Source organism: Rhodoglobus sp. GW821-FHT12B09 (assembly GCF_058809925.1).
In genome coordinates this window covers 104204-122434 of record NZ_JBXATB010000003.1, presented here as the reverse complement: position 1 = coordinate 122434, position 18231 = coordinate 104204, and the positions used below count along the sequence as shown (strand labels likewise).

The 18231-nt window shown below is 65.0% G+C and carries 18 protein-coding genes; 12 read left to right on the top strand and 6 right to left on the bottom strand.

The genetic code is table 11. From position 1 onward, the window contains the following. Positions 1-146: 146 nt before the first annotated feature. The 3 genes from AC1RTC_RS07700 to AC1RTC_RS07690 form a co-directional block, all read right to left on the bottom strand. Positions 147-761 carry a cadmium resistance transporter gene (locus AC1RTC_RS07700; RefSeq protein WP_493154919.1) on the bottom strand — a complete coding sequence of 205 codons (615 nt, stop codon included), beginning with the start codon at positions 759-761 and terminating at the stop codon, positions 147-149. After that, positions 758-1111, bottom strand: a complete 354-nt coding sequence (locus AC1RTC_RS07695; RefSeq protein WP_493155235.1) for an ArsR/SmtB family transcription factor — start codon at positions 1109-1111, stop codon at positions 758-760. Before AC1RTC_RS07695 ends, AC1RTC_RS07700 begins: the two co-directional genes overlap by 4 nt. Positions 1112-1372: 261 nt before the next feature. Next, a complete protein-coding gene (locus tag AC1RTC_RS07690; protein ID WP_493154917.1) occupies positions 1373-1642 on the bottom strand; it encodes a hypothetical protein in 270 nt (89 codons plus the stop codon). A gap of 81 nt (positions 1643-1723) precedes the next feature. On the opposite strand from AC1RTC_RS07690, the gene AC1RTC_RS07685 reads away from it, so the two are divergent. From AC1RTC_RS07685 to AC1RTC_RS07650, 8 genes are all read left to right on the top strand, one after another. Beyond that, positions 1724-2041: a hypothetical protein gene (locus AC1RTC_RS07685; protein ID WP_493154916.1), complete on the top strand. Its 318-nt coding sequence runs from the start codon at positions 1724-1726 to the stop codon at positions 2039-2041. Between the two features lie 206 nt (positions 2042-2247). Continuing rightward, positions 2248-2874 carry a hypothetical protein gene (locus AC1RTC_RS07680; RefSeq protein WP_493154915.1) on the top strand — a complete coding sequence of 209 codons (627 nt, stop codon included), beginning with the start codon at positions 2248-2250 and terminating at the stop codon, positions 2872-2874. A gap of 89 nt (positions 2875-2963) precedes the next feature. After that, entirely contained in the window at positions 2964-3320 is a 357-nt protein-coding gene (locus AC1RTC_RS07675) for a DUF6907 domain-containing protein (RefSeq protein WP_493154914.1), read from the top strand. Positions 3321-3346: 26 nt separating this feature from the next. After that, the gene (locus AC1RTC_RS07670) at positions 3347-3655 is read left to right on the top strand and encodes a hypothetical protein (protein ID WP_493154913.1); all 309 of its coding nucleotides are present in this window, start codon (positions 3347-3349) and stop codon (positions 3653-3655) included. Between the two features lie 552 nt (positions 3656-4207). Continuing rightward, positions 4208-5635 carry a ParB/RepB/Spo0J family partition protein gene (locus AC1RTC_RS07665; RefSeq protein ID WP_493154912.1) on the top strand — a complete coding sequence of 476 codons (1428 nt, stop codon included), beginning with the start codon at positions 4208-4210 and terminating at the stop codon, positions 5633-5635. 286 nt (positions 5636-5921) lie between these two features. Then, positions 5922-6317: a single-stranded DNA-binding protein gene (locus AC1RTC_RS07660; protein ID WP_493154910.1), complete on the top strand. Its 396-nt coding sequence runs from the start codon at positions 5922-5924 to the stop codon at positions 6315-6317. 359 nt (positions 6318-6676) lie between these two features. Beyond that, positions 6677-7876 carry a hypothetical protein gene (locus AC1RTC_RS07655; protein WP_493154908.1) on the top strand — a complete coding sequence of 400 codons (1200 nt, stop codon included), beginning with the start codon at positions 6677-6679 and terminating at the stop codon, positions 7874-7876. Next, entirely contained in the window at positions 7873-8313 is a 441-nt protein-coding gene (locus AC1RTC_RS07650; protein WP_493154906.1) for a hypothetical protein, read from the top strand. Before AC1RTC_RS07655 ends, AC1RTC_RS07650 begins: the two co-directional genes overlap by 4 nt. A 180-nt stretch (positions 8314-8493) precedes the next feature. On the opposite strand, the gene AC1RTC_RS07645 is transcribed toward AC1RTC_RS07650, so the two are convergent. Next, the gene (locus tag AC1RTC_RS07645) at positions 8494-8625 is read right to left on the bottom strand and encodes a hypothetical protein (RefSeq protein WP_493154905.1); all 132 of its coding nucleotides are present in this window, start codon (positions 8623-8625) and stop codon (positions 8494-8496) included. A 1290-nt stretch (positions 8626-9915) separates the two neighbouring features. Then, entirely contained in the window at positions 9916-10947 is a 1032-nt protein-coding gene (locus AC1RTC_RS07640; protein ID WP_493154904.1) for a LacI family DNA-binding transcriptional regulator, read from the bottom strand. Positions 10948-11184: 237 nt separating this feature from the next. Between AC1RTC_RS07640 and AC1RTC_RS07635 the strand changes: the two genes are divergently transcribed. From AC1RTC_RS07635 to AC1RTC_RS07620, 4 genes are all read left to right on the top strand, one after another. Next, positions 11185-12447 carry an ABC transporter substrate-binding protein gene (locus AC1RTC_RS07635; RefSeq protein ID WP_493154903.1) on the top strand — a complete coding sequence of 421 codons (1263 nt, stop codon included), beginning with the start codon at positions 11185-11187 and terminating at the stop codon, positions 12445-12447. Between the two features lie 112 nt (positions 12448-12559). Beyond that, entirely contained in the window at positions 12560-13414 is an 855-nt protein-coding gene (locus AC1RTC_RS07630) for a carbohydrate ABC transporter permease (RefSeq protein ID WP_493154901.1), read from the top strand. Continuing rightward, on the top strand, positions 13411-14244 hold the full coding sequence (locus AC1RTC_RS07625) for a carbohydrate ABC transporter permease (RefSeq protein WP_493154900.1): 834 nt from the start codon (positions 13411-13413) through the stop codon (positions 14242-14244). Before AC1RTC_RS07630 ends, AC1RTC_RS07625 begins: the two co-directional genes overlap by 4 nt. A gap of 39 nt (positions 14245-14283) precedes the next feature. Further along, a complete protein-coding gene (locus tag AC1RTC_RS07620) occupies positions 14284-16536 on the top strand; it encodes an alpha-L-rhamnosidase (protein WP_493154899.1) in 2253 nt (750 codons plus the stop codon). Here AC1RTC_RS07620 and AC1RTC_RS07615 read toward each other — a convergent pair. Beyond that, on the bottom strand, positions 16533-18224 hold the full coding sequence (locus AC1RTC_RS07615; protein WP_493154897.1) for an amylo-alpha-1,6-glucosidase: 1692 nt from the start codon (positions 18222-18224) through the stop codon (positions 16533-16535). The two genes, AC1RTC_RS07620 and AC1RTC_RS07615, sit on opposite strands and share 4 nt — an antisense overlap. Positions 18225-18231: the final 7 nt, after the last annotated feature.

Genomic DNA, 18231 nt, shown 5'->3' with positions numbered 1-18231 from the left:
CGTCGGCCGGGGACGGCAACGGGCGGGTCATCATGAACATCTCGTGCTCGATATGCGTCGGCGGTACCGGGCGCCTCGGCTGACGGTGCGCGCGGGCGCTTCATCGCCATCCCGACAGGGATCTGGGCCTCGGTTCGTGTAGCCGCTTACATCAGGACTTCAATCAAACGGGGCACGACCCCCGACCCGATCATGATGTAGAGGCCGAGGCCGATGAACACGACCGGGACCAGCCAGTGCTCGATCCGCTCCAGAGCCTCGGTAACCCGTCGGTTTGTGCCGATGGCCCGAGCGGCCAGGCACCACACCGCCACGAGCAGCAGGAACACGACGATGGTGACGACCGTGTCGGGTATCGGTTGGGTGCGGAACACCGGCGTGTAGAGGGAAATGTTGTCGGCGCCGTTGGCGATCGTGATCCCGGCGACCCCGAGCAGCCCGCCGGCTTTGATGGAGCTCTCGTCGTCATCGTCGTCTTCCTCGCCGCGGCGGCGCAGGTAGCGCACCAGCCCGTACAGGCCGATCCCGAGCGGGATCAGGCCGAGGAACCCGACCCACTCGTCGGGGACGATGGTCAGGCCGAGGGCGGCGATCACGCTGATCGCGACGAGGGCGATGAAGCCGAGGTATTGCCCCAGAACCACTTGCCAGCCCTTCAGGGAGCCCCGGGTCGTGGCCAAGAACAGCACGGTGAGCACCACGATGTCGTCGATGTTGGTCGCGGCGAACAGTCCGATCGCCGCGGCGATCGTTCCGATCATCGTCGGGCCTCTGTGGTGTCGTGTCGTCCGTAGACAGAGCACAGGTCGACCTTGTGTCCGGTCGCATCCAGCAGCACCTCGGCGGCCTGCAGGATGTCGATCAGCTCCGGCCGGGTGAGCGAGTAGAACACCTGCCGACCCTCCACCCGACCGTTCACCAACCCGCAGTCGCGCAAGCAGGCGACGTGCTCGGAAATCGTGGATTGCGCGAGCCCCAGCTCGCTCACTAGATCTCGCACCCGCGTCTCACCCCCCATCAGCCGTTGGACAATGCGCAGCCGCGTCGGGTCCGCGAGGGAATGGAACAAAGAAACCGCAGCGAGCTGCTCAGGGGCATCTATCATCGGCATATCCCGATTATATCGCCAGATCACGCTCATTGTGACCATCTCGGCAGCTCAACGTGGGTGACTAACCCGCCCGGCCGGGGCTATGCGGTTATAGCTGCTCCGACGAGATCGATCGACAGGCGGAACCGGCCAGATCATTATGCGCGACCGCCATCCCAGCGAAGGCGTATTCGTCGGCCTTCTAGCACTTGACCCAGTTCGCCGACATTTGCGCCAATGCGCTCGTCGATGTCGACGACACCGACGGCATGATTACCTCGGTTAGACGAACGCGCGGATCAACGCCCAACCGTCGCCGTCAGGGCGGATGTCGAACATCAGCGACTGCCCCTGAGGGTCGGTGCCTTGGAACCGCCACCCGGTGATCGGCAGCGGGTGGGTCATCATGAACATCTCGTCCTCGAGACGAGTCGGCGTATCAGTCACGCGGTAGCGGATGCCCCGGTAGACGATGCGCGCGGGTGCTTCGTTGGCCATCCAGACCGCGATCTGGGCGCCGCTAGCGGGATGGTGCGCGTGCGCCATGCTCATGTTGACCGCTCCTGACCTTCGAAAGTATGTTCGAGTGTCACGAGGCTAAACCCGGCTCCCGCGACACGCCAAGAGGAACTTGTGGGCACCAACAAGCGCTACGCCGACGCGATCGACAAACGCATGGCCGCACACACCGACGAGATCATCATGCGCGACCGCCAGCCCTCCTCTCTCAAGAAGGAAGAGCTCGAGCTTGATCGGCTTCCTCTGACCCGAACGCCCGTAGCGATACCTGCTTGGGCCTGGATCCACTACGAGACCGTCTCTCTACGACTGCGCGTCGAGATCGTCGCCTGGACACCGCGAGCCTGCGCGGTGCGGTGGACCACGCCTGCAGGGCGCGAGGACCGCGCCTGGGTATGGGCCAACGCCGTGGAGCGCGACGAGCGCGCCTGAATATCGGCCGCTTATAGCGGCACTTGCTGCGGCTTTTCCGTCCCGCGATCGTAGCTCCCTCCGCGCCGACGACTAGGGCTTTCGCGGCATATCCTCCGTCGCTGCGCTCGTCCGGTATTCCACGGACCCCAGATCGTTGACCCTGCGCTCACCCCTGATCACTCCTGCCGGAAAAGGCCGAAGAAACGATCACCGGGAGACAGACCATGACCATCGTCCATACGCGACCCGAACGCACCGAAGACCACATCCGAGCTGACGAGGAGGCAGCAAGCGAGTTCTGGGAACGGCTGCCCAGATATAACCCGCACCTTCGGCGCCTCATCGAGCACGAGTCCTACAACTACAAGCTGCTCCTTGCCGACCGCGAAGGACGGGAGTGGGCCGGTCGCCAGCACGACAACGAGTCCGACCGTCGAGCACGCCGTGCTGCCCGGCGAGCGGCCGACCCCCTCTCCCAGCGGCGCGACGAGAACCTTCGCCGCTTCATAGATCCGGCGTTTCGACTGACGATGCCCTCGCCTCGCCTCGGCACTAAAACGAAGGAGGAGCGGGTCGCGAGCCTCAGCAGAAGCACCGCGTGGTTCCACGAACTGTCCAGAATCAGCAGCCGGCGACTCGGCAGGGCGCTGCGCGACGAGAATCACCAGTTCATCCACTGGCTGCTCGAGCATCCGCAGTACGGGCCAGTCCATGAAGGACCGGAGCTGATTCCACGATCGTTCGAGCCTTGGCACTACGTGGTCGGGCAAGTGCGACCAGCAGGACTCACTCCCGAGCGAGCGCTCGAGATAGCGATCGCGGTGTTGGACGCGCGTGGCGGGGGATGGTAGTCGTTCCTCCCCAGTCGCCAGATGGGCGGGCCGGTTCCGGAAACTTCGTTCCCGGAACCGGCCGAAAGGCAGTCCCGGATTCTGAGTTGATGAAACTAATAGCTCTCAACCTCGGCGACCGCCCTAGCTGGCAACGCGACGCGTGCCCCGCCTGGTGCACCGCGACGCACCGCGAAAACGATCATCCCGACGACAGGGTGCACCACAGCGACGGGATCACCGTCATCACAGTCGGGCGGCGCCGGCACCTCGTAGGAGACAAGCTCGTTACAACCTCTGAAGAGGTCGACCTCGAAATCGGCATAGCCCGGGACGACGGCCACCAAACGACGTGGCTCTACATCGGTTCCGGACCTGCCTCTTCTGTCGAGGTCGAGTTGAGCGCCGCAGACGAGTTGGTTGCCGCGATTCTCAGCCTTGCGAATCGCTGGCCCGACCATAGATAAATCCGTTCGTGGGAGACAATGGAGATATGAAGCTGGAGATTCTCCACATAGCGGAATGCCCGAACTGGGAGCAAGCCGGTGCAAGAGCGAAGGCAGCTCTGCTTGAGCATGGACGCTCGGACATCTTGGTCGGTTACCGGCTTATCGACGACCCAGTTGCCGCAAAACAAACGGCGTTCGCTGGTTCTCCCACCCTCACGCTGGACGGCGTGGATATCTTCCCGTCCGAGGGCCGTACGTCCGATCTCGCGTGCCGCGTCTACTTCACCCCGATCGGCCTGGCTGGTCTGCCGACCCAGGTTCAAATTTCTGAGGCGCTGGAGGCGGCATTGTGAGTGAGGAGCTCACAGCGAAGTGCTCATGTTGTGGCCGAACATACCCCCGGAAGAGTTTGCACGCACTAGGCACTCAACCCGAGTACATCTGTCGCCGGTGTGGGCTTTGGGTGGCATTCCGGGTTCGCACTGACACTCAGCACACTTAGCAGGCAGCTCGGTGCTAGCGCGCGCGGACCCACATGCGGCACACGTGATCGCCAACGCCGTTCTACGAGCAATCAGTCGAGCGAGAGCGAGCGGCATCACATCCCGCGGATCGAGAGGCTGGGACGGAATCTCCTAAGGTCCTGCACGCAATGACTGACTCCAGTCGGCCTAGGCCGACCTCGATTGGAGCCGACCTGGTCGGCGCAGTGCTTTCGGTTTGTTGTCTTTCCGTCCGCCGACTGTAGTTCGCTCCCGGCCCTTCGTTCCCGGCTTTCGCGGCATATCCTCACTCGCTGCGCTCCCTCCGGTATTCCACGACCGGGCACTGCGGTCCGTCCACTCTCAACAGATCTCTGTGCCGGAAAGGCAAACAAAACAGTCGATCAAAGAGAGAGAAACGACATGACTAACACCAGCACCACCACCGGAACCATCGAGCACGTCGACCCCACCACGGTGATCGTCGAGGCGAACGTACGCACGACCGCGCCGCTGGACAAAGAGTTCCTTGCCAGCATCCGCGAGAACGGCGTACTCACCCCCATCCTCGCCAGACGAGACGACAAGGGGAACATCATCGTTCGCGCCGGTCAGCGCCGCACCCTCGCCGCACGCGAGGTCGGACTGACCAGCATCCCCGCCTTCGTGGTGGAGGCGTCCGAGGCCATCGCCGATCGCATCATCCAGCAGCTGGTCGAGAACGAGCACCGCACCGCCCTGACGGACGGCGACCGGGTCGGCGCATTCCAGCAGTTGGCGTTCGAGGGACTCACCCCGCAGGTGATCGCCAAGCGGACCGCCACGAAGCAGGTCGACGTCAAGCAGGGTCTGAAGGTCGCCGAGTCGCAGTTCGCAACGACTGCAGTGGTCGAGCACCAGCTGACGTTCGATCAGGCGGCAGCGCTGATCGAGTTCGAGGGAGACGACGAGCGGGTCGCTGACCTGATCGAGGTCGCCACGAGCCACCCGGAGCAGTTCGCCCATGCCGCCCAGCGTGCTCGCGACGACAAGGCACGAGCGGAGGAAGTCGCCCGCGTGAGCGTGGAACTGCGCGAGCAGGGCTACACGGTCCTCGACCGTGACCCCGGCTACTACGACGACACCTACATCCGCATCGGCGACCTCGTCACCGCTGAGGGCAAGCGGGTCACCCCCGACGACCTGCCAACCGAGGGGGAGCGGTTCGTGTTCGTGCGCTCTTACATCTCCGGCAGCGTCGAGACGACCCACTTCGTCACCGACTACAAGGCGCTCGGGTTTCGCAAAGACGGAAGCACGGCACCATCGGGGCCCATGACCGACGAGCAGAAGGCCGATCGTCGCGAGCTGATCGCCAACAACAAGGCATGGGCCTCCGCCGAGACTGTGCGCCGCGAATGGCTCACCACGTTCCTGGGCCGCAAGACCCTCCCCAAGGACGTGGGTCTGTTCGTCGCGCGCGGACTCACGAGCAACCGCAGCACCGTCGCGGACGCCATGAGGCGAGGCAACAGCCTCGCCCACACCCTGCTAGGCATCGAGCACGGCGGCAGCATGTGGAGCGGCGACAAGCTCGCGACCCTCATCGAGGCGAACCACGGCAAAGCTGCCACGATCAGCCTCGCGGTGGTGCTCGCCGGTATCGAGTCCCACACCAGCAAGGACACGTGGCGTCACCCCACCCGCGACATGAGCGCCTACTTCGGCCAGCTCACCGCATGGGGCTACGCCGCGTCGGAGGTCGAGCAGATCGTCATCGACCACGCGACGACAACCGAAGCGAGCGGGACGGACGGCGTCGACGAGCAGGATGATGACACGGCGGACGTGTCATCTGAGGAGGTGGACTAGTCACACTCGGCCCCCGGCAACAGCCGGGGGCCACCCGCGGCGCCCTCCGGGCGCGTTGGGAATCCGAGCCGGCACGGAGGCCGGCGCTGTAGAGAGCCCCTACTTGTTTTCTGCCTTCCGCACTGGCGATCATGCGCGGGCGTCCCCCGAGCGCAACGGCTTTCGCGGCATATCCTCGCAAGCTCCGGTATTCCACGACCGTTGCCGCTCTCCTCCCGCACCGCTTCATCTCTCTTGGTGCCGGAAGGCAGAAAAAGTGATCGATTCAAACAAGGAGAGAAGAACCATGAGCAACGACACCATCACCATCACCGGACTCGTCGCAACTACCCCGCGACTCATCACCACCGGCGAGGGTCTGACTATCAGCTCGTTCCGGCTCGCTTCAACTCATCGCCGATATGACAAGGACACCGAGAAGTGGATCGACGGAGAGACCAACTGGTTCACCGTCACCTGTTTCCGCCAGTTGGCCACCAACGTCGGCCGCTGCGTCAACAGGGGAGAGCGAGTGATCGCGACGGGCACCCTCCGTATTCGTGAGTGGGACAACGGGGAGAAGGTCGGCACGTCCGTCGAAGTCGAAGCCGACGCGATCGGACATGACCTGATGTGGGGCACGACCAACTTCTCCAGGAATCACACTCACGAAGAGCCGGATGGCGAAGTCCAAACCGCCTAAATGAACGGTGCCCGGCGATGAGCCGGGCACCGTCCCAGCTAGCAGGCAGAGTCGTCTCCGAGGCTCTCCGGCTGCGATGGGGCCCAATGGATCCGTGGGCCCTATGTGTTGAAGCCTGAGTGCTCGCGCGAGTGCGACAGCTCCACCTATCACGGGAACACAGCCAAGGAGACGATCGATGGGGCGGAACCTTGGCGCGGGAAGGACCATCACCACGACCGCGAGGTAGACCGCGCCGTGTATCGGACCCATGAGCTGCGTGATCGTGCGGATGTGGGCCGTGAATAGGTTTTACTGCTGTACTTTCGTCTGCGACAGTGCTCGAATTTGGAGCCTCAAACGGTTGCCGAACGGAAACCATGGAGAGCGCGCTTCCCGACACCGGGGCAGAACCGGTCACCCTAATGGTGCATGGCTCACTCGTGCCGATCGACAGGGAAGTTTTCGCGGCCCTGTTCGATAACTCGATTGTTTCTCAGCGCGCGGAAGTGCTCCAAGCATTTGAGGGCGAGCCCATGAAACTGGCCAGCTTCGTCAAGTTGACAGGGCAAGCCCAGATTCCCTATCCCTTATTCTTTGCTCCGCCTCCTGTGGTGCTGGAGCAAGTGCGATTGAAGAACAAGAAGCTGACCCAAGGGTTTACGCAGGAGTCGTTCTCGATGCACACTCGCCAGCGCATCGCGCTGCGTGACGTGGAGTTGATTGTCAAAGACCTTCGAATGAAGCAGAAGCTTCTACGAGAGAACGACTCAACTCTGCAAATGAACGAAATTGTTGGCCTGCTGAGGCGGTCGCGACAGACAGTGCCACAGGACGCGATCGCGTTGAAGACAGCGCTCGGCATTGAGGAGCAGGTGCTTCGACGCGGCAAGAAGACCGCAGCCGTCGACTATTTGGTCGGGCGCTTAGAAGCACATCAAATTCTCGTGGCTCGGAGCACCAAAGACATCTTCATGCCCCAGAGAATCCCGAACTGGGCGAAATTCAGCGGCATCACGCTGAAGGACAGAAAGGTTCCCTATCTATTCCTCGCAAGCGGGGACGAAGGTGCCCAATGGCAACCCGAGGGTCGGAAACTATTCACACTGACGCTTCTCGCAGTGCTGATATCTCGTGACATTTTCGCGCCTGTCAACTACGAGGGGCATTCCAAGGAGAAGACGACCGCCCGAGAGTATCGCTTGGTAGAAGAGATCCTGATGCCAGCTGGACAGCTCCAACGCGCCCAGTTCGCTGATTTAGATCTCCTTAAGTCTGCCGCCGACACTTTCATGGTGACCCCGAGCGCGATGACCATGCGCGCACGCCACCTCGACCTGATCACCCAGGATCGCTTTGAGACGTATATGGACGTTCTGAAGGCCGAGTTTGTGCGGCCTCCCAAGCATCCGTTCAGCGCGTCGGATCCGGCCAAGTCGCTACGCAAATACAACGGCCTCGAGTGCTCGAGGCGGATGATGAGGCTTCTCGACGCTGGCCAGATGAGTCGCGGAGACTTCCGTCGCATCATGCTCTTCAACAAGGCTGAAGTGGGCGATTTCCGGCGGGTGCTGAGTTGAACGAAGTTCGGTACTTAGTTGACAACAACGCGCTCACTGCGCTGACTGGTCGACGCATCGAAAGCGACTTCTTCGCCGCGAACTGTCACATCACGCCTGACGTGCTTCGCGAGGCATCGAGCAGACCGGAACGTCGCGTACTCGAAGATTGCGTGACGAATGTCAGCGCAGACTTCTTTTCTATGGTGCGGTTCGTGATGAGTTCGGAGCCTGTCGGCGATGTCCGGTTAGTGGACCTGTACCGGAACAAGGGCGCTGCCGACCCGGGTCTGCTGGCGACCATCCTGCTCTCAAATCAGGTCGAGGACGGAATGCTGCTTCGCAGCTCATGGGTGCTCGTCACGGACGACAGCCGCGTGCGTGAGAAAGCCCAGGTGCTGGGCATCGAAGTTCACGACTCGAGCCAGCTCAAGCGAATCATCGATTCGTCTCTCTGAACTCCGCCCTACGCGCGAGCAGGTATCCGGACGAGTGCGGGCCCGACTGAACGTGGCGTCACGACGACTGGACCAGCACCCCGCCGCGGGGATGAGTTTCACCGGCCTGCATCACGTCAGGGGCATGTGGAGTCGATTTTGGGCAGAGTTCTCCCTACCCATGGGGGTGGTCGTTTTCGCTTAGCGGCGCTTCTTGCGCTTTTTAGGCTTCTTGCGCTTGACGGTGACGATGGTCCAAATGGCCACCACACCGAGCGCGAAGTTACCCAAGCCGCCCAGCAACGATCCGAGAGAGTCCATGAGCGTGCACATGGGCGTCCCCCTTCCTCGATGGAGGGTGCCAGCCCCATGGGGAGAGCTGGCGAGTGCTGCTCCCGTGAGTACGGGCGCAGGGTCTATGAAGTACTACCTAGAAGTTGGGCATAGAAAAAGCCCGCTCGATGGCGGGCTAGGAATTGGCACAGACGTGCCGTGCTGAGGCGAGTCTACTGCCGCGACTATGAAGTCGTTATGCAAGAAGGAACCCACTCCGTGGACTGGCCGGCAGTGGGCGCAGATGCACCAAGCGGATTTAGAGTACATCCGAAAGTGTGTCATCGTCGCGCATCAAAAAAGCCAGCGCGACGGCTGGCAAGTTATGGGCGCAGAGATGCAGCGCCTAGCGAATGTATCGCGAGATCTCGAAACCTTGTCAAGCATCCTTCAGAGTGTCACGAAGGGAGACAGGCTCAATCTAACGGCGAGGTGGTCACTGTCAAGCCAGCGACTCGCACGCCCATGGCCTCGAGGCGAGCCTAGCGCCGCGCTGTGCCACTTGTGTCAACTCGAATGCGGGCACACCTCACCTGAGTGTTCCCATGGTCTCACGAAACAAGAAGGGTCGGGAGATCCCGACCCTTGGACGCAGCTCTGCCGCGCGGCTACACCATACGTCGCCGAACGCTACAGACAGAGTGTCTAATCATTGAGCGGGGGTCGTGTCGCCTCGCCGAGTTCGCGGACGTAGATGTGGCTCGCGCTGTGTGCTTCGTGGTCGTACTGCAAGCGAGCGACCACGAAGGGCGGCTGGCTGATTCAGCCTGTGAGCGAGGTAGAGAGACCTCAAACGGTCAAGCGAGACAGCTCGGAATCCCTACAAAAACCCTACAAACGTGTCGAACCCAACGGGTGACGACATGATCATAGTTGCGGGAGATGCCTTATGAACACTGGGATCGAGGCGGAGAACGTGGTTCATCCGGGCGGCTTAATAGAGTTCAAATCCCTCCGGGCGCACCGATAGATCGAGACGTCACTTTCGAGTGGCGTCTCGATCTGTTTAACCGGATGTCTCGATCTATCGGTGCGCCCGGGTGGACGCGAAGCTACTCGTGGGCCCCCGCTGAGCAGTCCAGAAAATAGCGCCCGGCCACTACTTCTCGCCGACGCCTAACCGCGCTGTTTTCTGGCGGCTCAGTAGGGGAGTCAGATCCCTCCGGGCCCACCACGACAAGTGGGATGTCACTCTCGGTTGACATCCCGCTTTCGCGGTGCCCGGTGCCCGGTGCGCGGTGCCCAGTGCCCGTTGCGCCGCGCGACTGGTGCGAACTGACGCCCCGAGAGCTACGGGCTCCGCGGCGGGCGCGTCGTTCCGCGGATCCGCAGGGTGGGGTCGAACGTCTCGTGCAGGGCCTCGGTGCGGCCCTGCAGCCGCTCGAGCAGCATCTCGATCGCCCGGGCGCCCATCTGCTGGCCCTTCTGGTCGACCGAGGTGAGCGAGACTTTCGGATGCGCCGCCATGGGCACATCGTCGTAGCCGACCACCGAGATATCCACGCCGAGCTCTGTGATCGCGCCCAGGGCGGCCAGTGCCAGTTCGTCGTGGGCGGCGAAGATCGCGGTAGGCGCGGTGCCCGAGGCGACGGCCTCGCTCAAGATCTCGAGGGCCACCTCGGAGAAGTCGCGGCTGTCCTCGACCCGCGCGATGCGGATGTACTCGGCGCGCCCGGACTCCTCCATCGCGCGGAGGTAGGTGCGCCGGCGCACGTCGTGCGGGGTGTGGGTCTGCTGCTCGCTCTCCACAACCTCGATGCTCAGGTGGAGGATGTCGTCGTGGCCGAGCTCGAACAGGTGGTTCATGATGGCGAGCGCGCCCTTCTCGTCGTCGCCCGCCACCGTGTCGTAGATGTCGGAGAGGTCGTGCCGCCCGAACATGACCACCGGAGTGCGGTCGGCGATGCTCTCGAGCCACTCCCGGGTGACGAGGGGCGCGACGCCGATCACGCCGTCCACCTGCTGGTCGACGAGGGCCTCGATGGCGCGGTAGCCGACCCGGTACCCGGCCTCGGCGGGAGCGATGATGAGCTGGTAGGGCGTGCCGACGAGCGCGCCGGTGGCTCCCAGGAGCACTTTGGCGAAGAAGGGGTTGCCGAAATCCGGTATCTCGATCCCGAGGGTGAAGCTCGACCCGCGCATCGCCCTGGCGGCAACGCTAGGGCGGTAGTGCAGCTCCTCGATCGCATCTCCGACCCGCTGGCGCATCGCCGGGCTCACCCCGTAGGCATTGCGCAGCACCTTCGACACGGCGGCCCGGGAGACCCCCGCGGCACGAGCGACATCCTCGATAGTCGCCGCGCGTTCGCCGGGCTTGGCCATGGGTCCTCCGCCGCAGCGCGGCCTTGATCGAGATTCCGCTGTGGGGAGCGGGATTCTGATATTAGCTGTTGTAGATGGATCTACAAACGTGCATAATCGTACGCAGCACATTGTAGATCGCTCTACATTGTGCTTGACTTCCCTCACCCAGCACCCTCGAAAGGACTCTCAATGTTGAGAAAGCACCAGGGAACAAGCCTGCGCCGATCCGCCCTCCGAATCGCAGCGGTCGGGGGTGTGACCCTCCTCGGCATCGGCCTCGCGGGCTGCGCGCCCTCCGGCGACTCGGGCGGCGCCACATCCATAACCTTCCTCGCGGGCGGCAATGACGCAGCGGCCATCGCGCTGGCGAACGGCCTCGTCGATGCCTTTGAGAAGGAGAATCCGGATATCACGGTCAAGATCGACACCCGACCGGCCGGTACTGACGGCGACAACCTCATCAAGACCCAGCTCTCCACGGGCACGATGGACGACGTCTTCTTCTACAACTCGGGCTCGCTGTTCCAGGCGCTCAACCCCGACTCGACCCTCGCGCCGCTGACCGACGAGCCGTGGGTCGCCGACCTCTCCGACGACTTCAAGACCACCGTCAGCACGGAGAACGGCGTCTACGGAGCGCCGTGGGGCTCGACGTTCGACGGGGGCATCCTCTACAACAAGAAGGTCTACGAGCAGCTGGGCCTCGAGGTGCCCGACACCTGGGACGACTTCATCAGCAACAGCCAGGCGATCAAGGCCGCGGGCATCATCCCCGTGCTCCAGTCGTACGGTGACACCTGGACGAGCCAGCTGTTCGTGCTCGCCGACTTCGCGAACGTCAACGCCGCCGACTCGAACTGGGCAGACGACTACACGGCGAACAAGGCCAAGTTCGTCGACGCTCCCGCGTTCTCGTCGTTCGAGCACACCGCCGAGGTGCACGACCTCGGCCTCCTCAACGAGGACTTCGCCTCGCTCACCAACGTCGACGCGCTGAAGCTGCTCGCCACCGGCGCGGCCGCCCAGTACCCGATGCTGACCGTGACCATCGGCAACGTCATCCAGAACAACCCCGACAACGTCGACGACATCGGCTACTTCGCGATGCCGTCCGACGCGGGCGACTCCCACGCGACGGTGTGGGAGGCCAACGGCGCATACATCCCGAAGAGCACGACGGGCGCGAAGCTCGAGGCCGCCAAGAAGTTCGTGGCGTTCATCAACTCTCCCGCCGGCTGCGAGGTGCAGAACGCGGCCGGCACGGTTGCGGGCCCGTACGCGATCAGCACCTGCAAGGTCCCGGATGACGCGCCCGCCCTGGTCGCGGACGAGCAGGCGTACCAGGACGCGGGCAAGACCAGCCCCGCGCTCGAGTTCCTGTCTCCGGTGAAGGGCCCGAACCTGGAGAAGATCCTCGTCGAGGTGGGCTCCGGCATCACCACGGCCGAGGCTGGCGCCGGGCTGTACGACAACGACGTGAAGGCACAGGCGCAGCAGCTCGGGCTCCCCGGCTGGTAGACCTCTGAGCGGGGTGGGGCCGCGCGTGCGGCCCCACCCTCCCATCCCCCGACAACGACGACGGAGACCACAGGACATGACGACGGCAGCCCTCGCGCCACCCCGCAGGAAGATGAGATCGACGTACCCGTCGTGGTTCTACCTTCCGGCGGCAGCGCTCTACCTCGTGTTCTTCGCCGTCCCCACGTTCGCGTCGTTCTACTTCGCCTTCACGCGGTGGTCGCTGTTCAGCGTGCAGTTCGTCGGGTTCGCCAACTTCGTCACGTTCTTCCAAGACCCGCAGCTCTACAACGCGTTCATCCACACCTTCATCTACGGCTTCCTCACTTCGGGCCTGAAGGTCGTGATCGGGTTCGCGCTCGCGGTGCTGCTGACCTCCCCGATCCTCGGCCGCGGGTACCTGCGGGCGGTCGTGTTCTTCCCGGTCCTGATCTCGACGATTGGCGTCGGCATCATGTTCAAGTCGCTGCTCGATCCGTTCCACGGGCTCGTCAACGGCATCCTCGGGGTCTTCGGCCTGCCCCAGCCGGGCTGGTTCACCGACCCGAACCTCGCGCTGTTCACCATCGCCGGCGTCGACGTCTGGAAGGGTGTGGGCATCGCGACCCTGATCTTCATGGCGGGCATCGTGGCGATCCCCACGGAGTACTACGAGGCTGCGCGCATGGACGGGGCGAGCCCCTGGCGCATTCTCCGCACCATCACGATCCCGCTGTCGCGCGCCGCCACCGGCACCGTCATCATCCTCTCCCTGATCGGCGGCCTGCGGTCGTTCGACCTCATCTGGGCGACCACCGGCGGCGGCCCCGGCTTCACGAGCGACGTGATCGCCTCGGTGATCTACAAGCAGTACCAGGCCGGGTTCTACGGGCTCTCGACGGCGGGCAACGTCGTCCTGTTCATCGTCGTCACCGCGATCATGGTGCCGATCTCGTACTTCATCAACAGAAGGCCGGTCGAGCTGTGAAGCGCCAGCGCATCCGCAAGTGGACTGTCGGCATCGCCGCGATCGCGGTGTCGGTCGGCGTGTTCCTGGTCCCGTTCGCGTTCGTGGTGCTGCAGGCGTCCAAGACCTCGACCGAGGCATCCGACCAGGCGTTCTCGCTGCCCACGCAGTGGCAGTTCTTCGAGAACCTCGTCGCCGTGCTCGCGGCGAGCGACGGGCTGATCTGGCGGGCGTTCCTCAACAGCGCGATCCTGACCGTCGGGTCGGTGGCGATCATGGTCGTCGTCTCGGCGATGGTCGGCTACGTGCTGCAGCGCAAGCGCAGCCGCATCAACCCGGTGGCCAACTTCCTGATCCTCGCCGGGCTCATCGTGCCGCCGGCCGTGGTGCCGACCATCTGGCTGCTGCAGGGCATCGGCCTGTTCAAGACCATGCCCGGGATGATCCTGATCGAGGCCACGTTCGGGCTGTCGTTCTGCATCCTGCTGTTCCGGGCCTTCGTGGGCACCATCCCGAAGGAGCTCGACGAGGCCGCGATCATCGACGGCGCCGGGCCGATCAGGCTCTTCTTCCTCGTCATCGCGCCGCTGCTGCGGCCGGTGATGGTGACGGTGATCGTCGTGCAGTCGGTGTTCGTGTTCAACGACTTCAGCGGGCCGCTGTACTTCCTGCCCGGGTCGGAGAACGCGACAGTGCAGCTCACGCTCTACCAGTTCCAGGGGCAGAACATGAGCTACCCGAACCTGCTGTTCATGGACATGCTGCTCATCACCATCCCGCCGCTCGTGGCGTTCATCTTCTTCAACCGCCAGATCGTCGCCGGCCTCACCAGCGGCGCGGTCAAGGGCTGATCCCTCTCTTCCCGCTCCACAACTACGACAGGAACCACCATGAACTGGCACGCCCGCATGATCGCCGCCGACCTCGACTTCGACGGTGCGCCGTTGCTCCGTCGCGAGTTCGCGCTCGAGGCCGGGCACGGTGACGTGGTCGCGGCGAGACTGACTCTGTCGGCGCTCGGCGTCGTCGAGGCGTGGCTGAACGGGGAGCGGGTCTCGCCCGACCTGCTGACACCCGGTTGGACCAGCTACGAGTGGCGGGTGCGGTACACCGAGTACGACGTGAGTGCGCTTCTCGGCGACACCAACGTGCTGGGGCTCGCCCTCGGCAACGGCTGGTACCGGGGGCGCCTCGGCTGGTCGGGCAAGAGCGGCATCTACGGCGACACCCTCGGGGGCTTCGCGCAGCTGGAGGTGACCTACGCCGACGGGCACGTCGAGGTGCTGGGCACGGACAGCAGCTGGGCCGCCGGCCCCAGCGCCGTGACCGCCAACGACCTCTACGACGGGCAGACCATCGACGCCCGCCGCGACAGCCGGGCCTGGCTCGAGCCCGGGTTCGAGGAATCCGGCTGGGCAGGCGTGCACGAGCTCGAGTTCGACCTGGCGACTCTGGTGCCGAACGCGGGCCCGCCCATCCGGCCGCTCGCCGAGGTGGCCCCGGTGGCCGTCTGGCGGTCGCCCGCGGGCGCCACGCTCGTCGACTTCGGCCAGAACCTCGTCGGCTACGTGCGCGCCACGGTGCAGGGCCCGGTCGGCACCGAGATCGTGATCCGACATGCAGAAGTGCTCGAGCACGACGAGTTGGGCACGCGACCGCTGCGCACGGCGCTGGCGACCGACCGGTACATCCTGAGTGGCGGGCCCGATGTCTTCGAGCCCACCTTTACCTTCCACGGCTTCCGCTACGCCGAGGTCACCGGCTGGCCGGGCGAACTGACGGCTGGCGACATCACCGCCGTCGTGGTGGGCTCAGAGCTCGAGCGCACCGGCACCTTCGCGTCGTCCAATCCGCTTCTCGACAAGTTCCACGAGAACGTCGTGTGGGGCATGCGCGGCAACTTCGTCGGCGTGCCCACCGACTGCCCGCAGCGCGACGAGCGTCTCGGCTGGACGGGCGACATCGCCGCCTTCGCCCCGACAGCCGCCTACCTCTTCGACGTCGAGGCCTTCCTCGCGGAATGGTTGGTGGATGTCGCGCTGGAGCAGGGTCACGCGAACGGCGTGATCCCGTACGTCGTGCCCGACCCGCTGAAGTACCTCGAGATCCCGGTGGAGATCACCACCGAGCAGGAGTCGACGGCGGTGTGGAGCGACGCCGGCGTCTGGGTGCCGTGGGACCTGTACGAGGCCTATGGCGACAGCGCCGTGCTCGCCGCCCAGTTCGACTCGATGGCCTCCCACGTGCGGCACGTCGAGACGCTGCTCTCGCCGACCGGCCTGTGGGACACGGGCTTCCAGTTCGGCGACTGGCTCGACCCGGATGCCCCGCCCGAGGACCCGGCGGCGGCGAAGGCCGACACCGGCGTCGTCGCGACCGTCAGCCTGTACCACTCGGCGCGGATCGTCCAGGATGCCGCGGCGGTACTCGGCCGGCAGGCGGAGGCCGAGGAGTTCGGCGCGATCGCGTCGAGGCTCCGCGCGGCGTTCACCGAGCACTACCTCGATCACGGAGTCATTCGGAGCGACTGCACGACCGTCTACGCTCTGGCGATCGTCTTCGACATCCTCGACGCTCCGGATGCCGTGTTCGCCGGCAACCGGCTCGCCGAGCTCGCGGCGGCCAGCGGCTACCGCATTTCGACAGGATTCGCGGGCACCCCGTTCATCTGCGACGCGCTCTCGCAGACCGGCCACCTCGACGAGGCCTACCGTCTCCTGCTGGAGGAGGAGTGCCCGTCCTGGCTCTACCCCGTGACCATGGGCGCGACCACCATCTGGGAGCGGTGGGACTCCATGCTGCCGGACGGCAGTATCAACCCGGGCGAGATGACCTCGTTCAACCACTACGCCCTCGGCGCGGTCGCGGACTGGATGCACAGGGTGGTCGGGGGCATCAGCCCGCTCGCGCCCGGGTACAGCGAGGTGCTCATCGCACCCCAGCCGGGCGGTGGCCTGACGGATGTCTCGACAGCGATCGAGACGAGGCGCGGCCGGGTGTCCGTGCACTGGACGATCGCCGACGGGGTTCTGCGCGTTGAAGCCCAGGTGCCCGCGGGAGTGCGGGCGACCGTGCGCTTGCCGGGGCGGGAGCAGTTCTCTCTCGAGGGCGGCACGATCGACGAGTCCGTGGCCTGGAGCTAGGACTCCCGCGCCTCCGCCTCCGCCGCCAGCAGCAGGTACGCGCTCGCCGTCCACGAGTACGCCCGGTCCCTGAGGCCGGCGCCTGTCACGGCGTCGAAGTTCTCCGCGAACCCCGAGAGCTCGCACAGCGACCGGAACCTCTCACTCACGAGATCGGCAAGTTCGACGAAGCCGCTCGTGCGCAGACCCGATTCGATCAGCACCGTGGAGGGTGCCCAGATCGGGCCGCGCCAGTACCCGTCGGGCTCGTAGTGCGCCGTGCCGGGGATCTCCGTGGCCGGGCCGAACGCCGTGAGATGGGACCGGATGCCCTCGGCGAGCCGCTCGCGAATCTGGTCGGGGAGGCGGTCGCCGATGAGGATCGGCAGGAGAGTGAGCAGGCTCGTTGCGGAGCTGGGCAGTCCAGAGTCGGCACCCTTCGCGATGAGGTCGCTCCCGTCCCACAGTTCCTCGACCAGGGCGGTGAGGATGAGCTCTCCCTCCGTGCGCCACCGGCCCGAGTCGTGGCCGAGGTCGTCCGCGATGCCGGCCAGAACGTCGAGCTGCACGACGAGGAACGCCGCGAGATCCGGCGACTCGATGAGCCGGTCGCGGTCGAACGTGGTCGCGTTGTCCCAGCCACTGTCGTTGCCGTGCTGGTAGTAGGGCAGGGCATGGCCTTCGACGCGGCGGTGGTCGAGCCAGAAGCCGGTCCAGCGCGCGAGCCTGTCGTAGACGTCCTCGAGCTGCGCGCCGGAGAGGCCCTCGGGAGAGAGCTTGCGCAGCTTGGCCAGCGCCCAGCCGTGGATGGGCGGCTTGACGTAGTTGTAGAGGATCTCGGAGTGCGTGACCGAGTCCGGCGGGGCGCCCGTCTCGTCCTGGTGGTCGAACGGCGCCAGGAACTGGTCGAGGGCGAGGGACGGGAGGCCCGGCGCCAGGGCGAGGGCGTTGAACGCGTGGTCCCAGCTCCACACCTTGTCCATCCAGTGCTTCGACATCAGGATCGACTCGCGGCCGAGGTAGCCCAGGGGCCGCACCGTCGCCGACCAGAGGACGTAGGCGGCACGATCGGCCGCGGGAGTGCGTTCGCTGCGCCACGGCGCAATCGCCTCGGCGTAGTCGCCGAACTCGCGCGCTGCCGAGGCCACCACCTCGTCGAACTGGCGGGCGGGCACGTACGGGCTGCGTGCCGCGGTGAACTCCTCGATGGCCACCTCCCAGTCGCCGGCCTCGGCAACCACCGCGCGCTCGCCCACCCCGAGCGCTCCGGCGCCCTCGACGGCAACCGCCCCCGCCAACGGAGTGACCCGGTACCGGCGGCCGGTCTCGTAGGAGGTGAACACGGCCGAGTCCGTACCCGGCTCGGTGAACAGGTAGGTGCCGGTGAACGGCGTGAGGCCGGCAGCGGCGTCCTTGATCCGGATGCCCAGCCCACGCCCTCTGAGGCGCACGGTCTCGGTGCCGTCGAAGGCGGCCTCAATGGTTCCCGTCGGGTGGGACAGGCGCAGGATCGACTCCGTCGCGGTCACCCCCACGTCCGCGCGCTCGCCGTGAGCGAGGGGGATCAGTGCCAGCACCCCGTGCATCCCGTTCTGATGGGAGACGACGTGCAGGTCCTCGGCGCGCGTGTGCAGGGCGACGACCCGCGAGATGTCGAGCCACGACCCCCTGATGCTAAACGGGATCTCGTCGATGTCGAAACTGGGCATGGTTCTC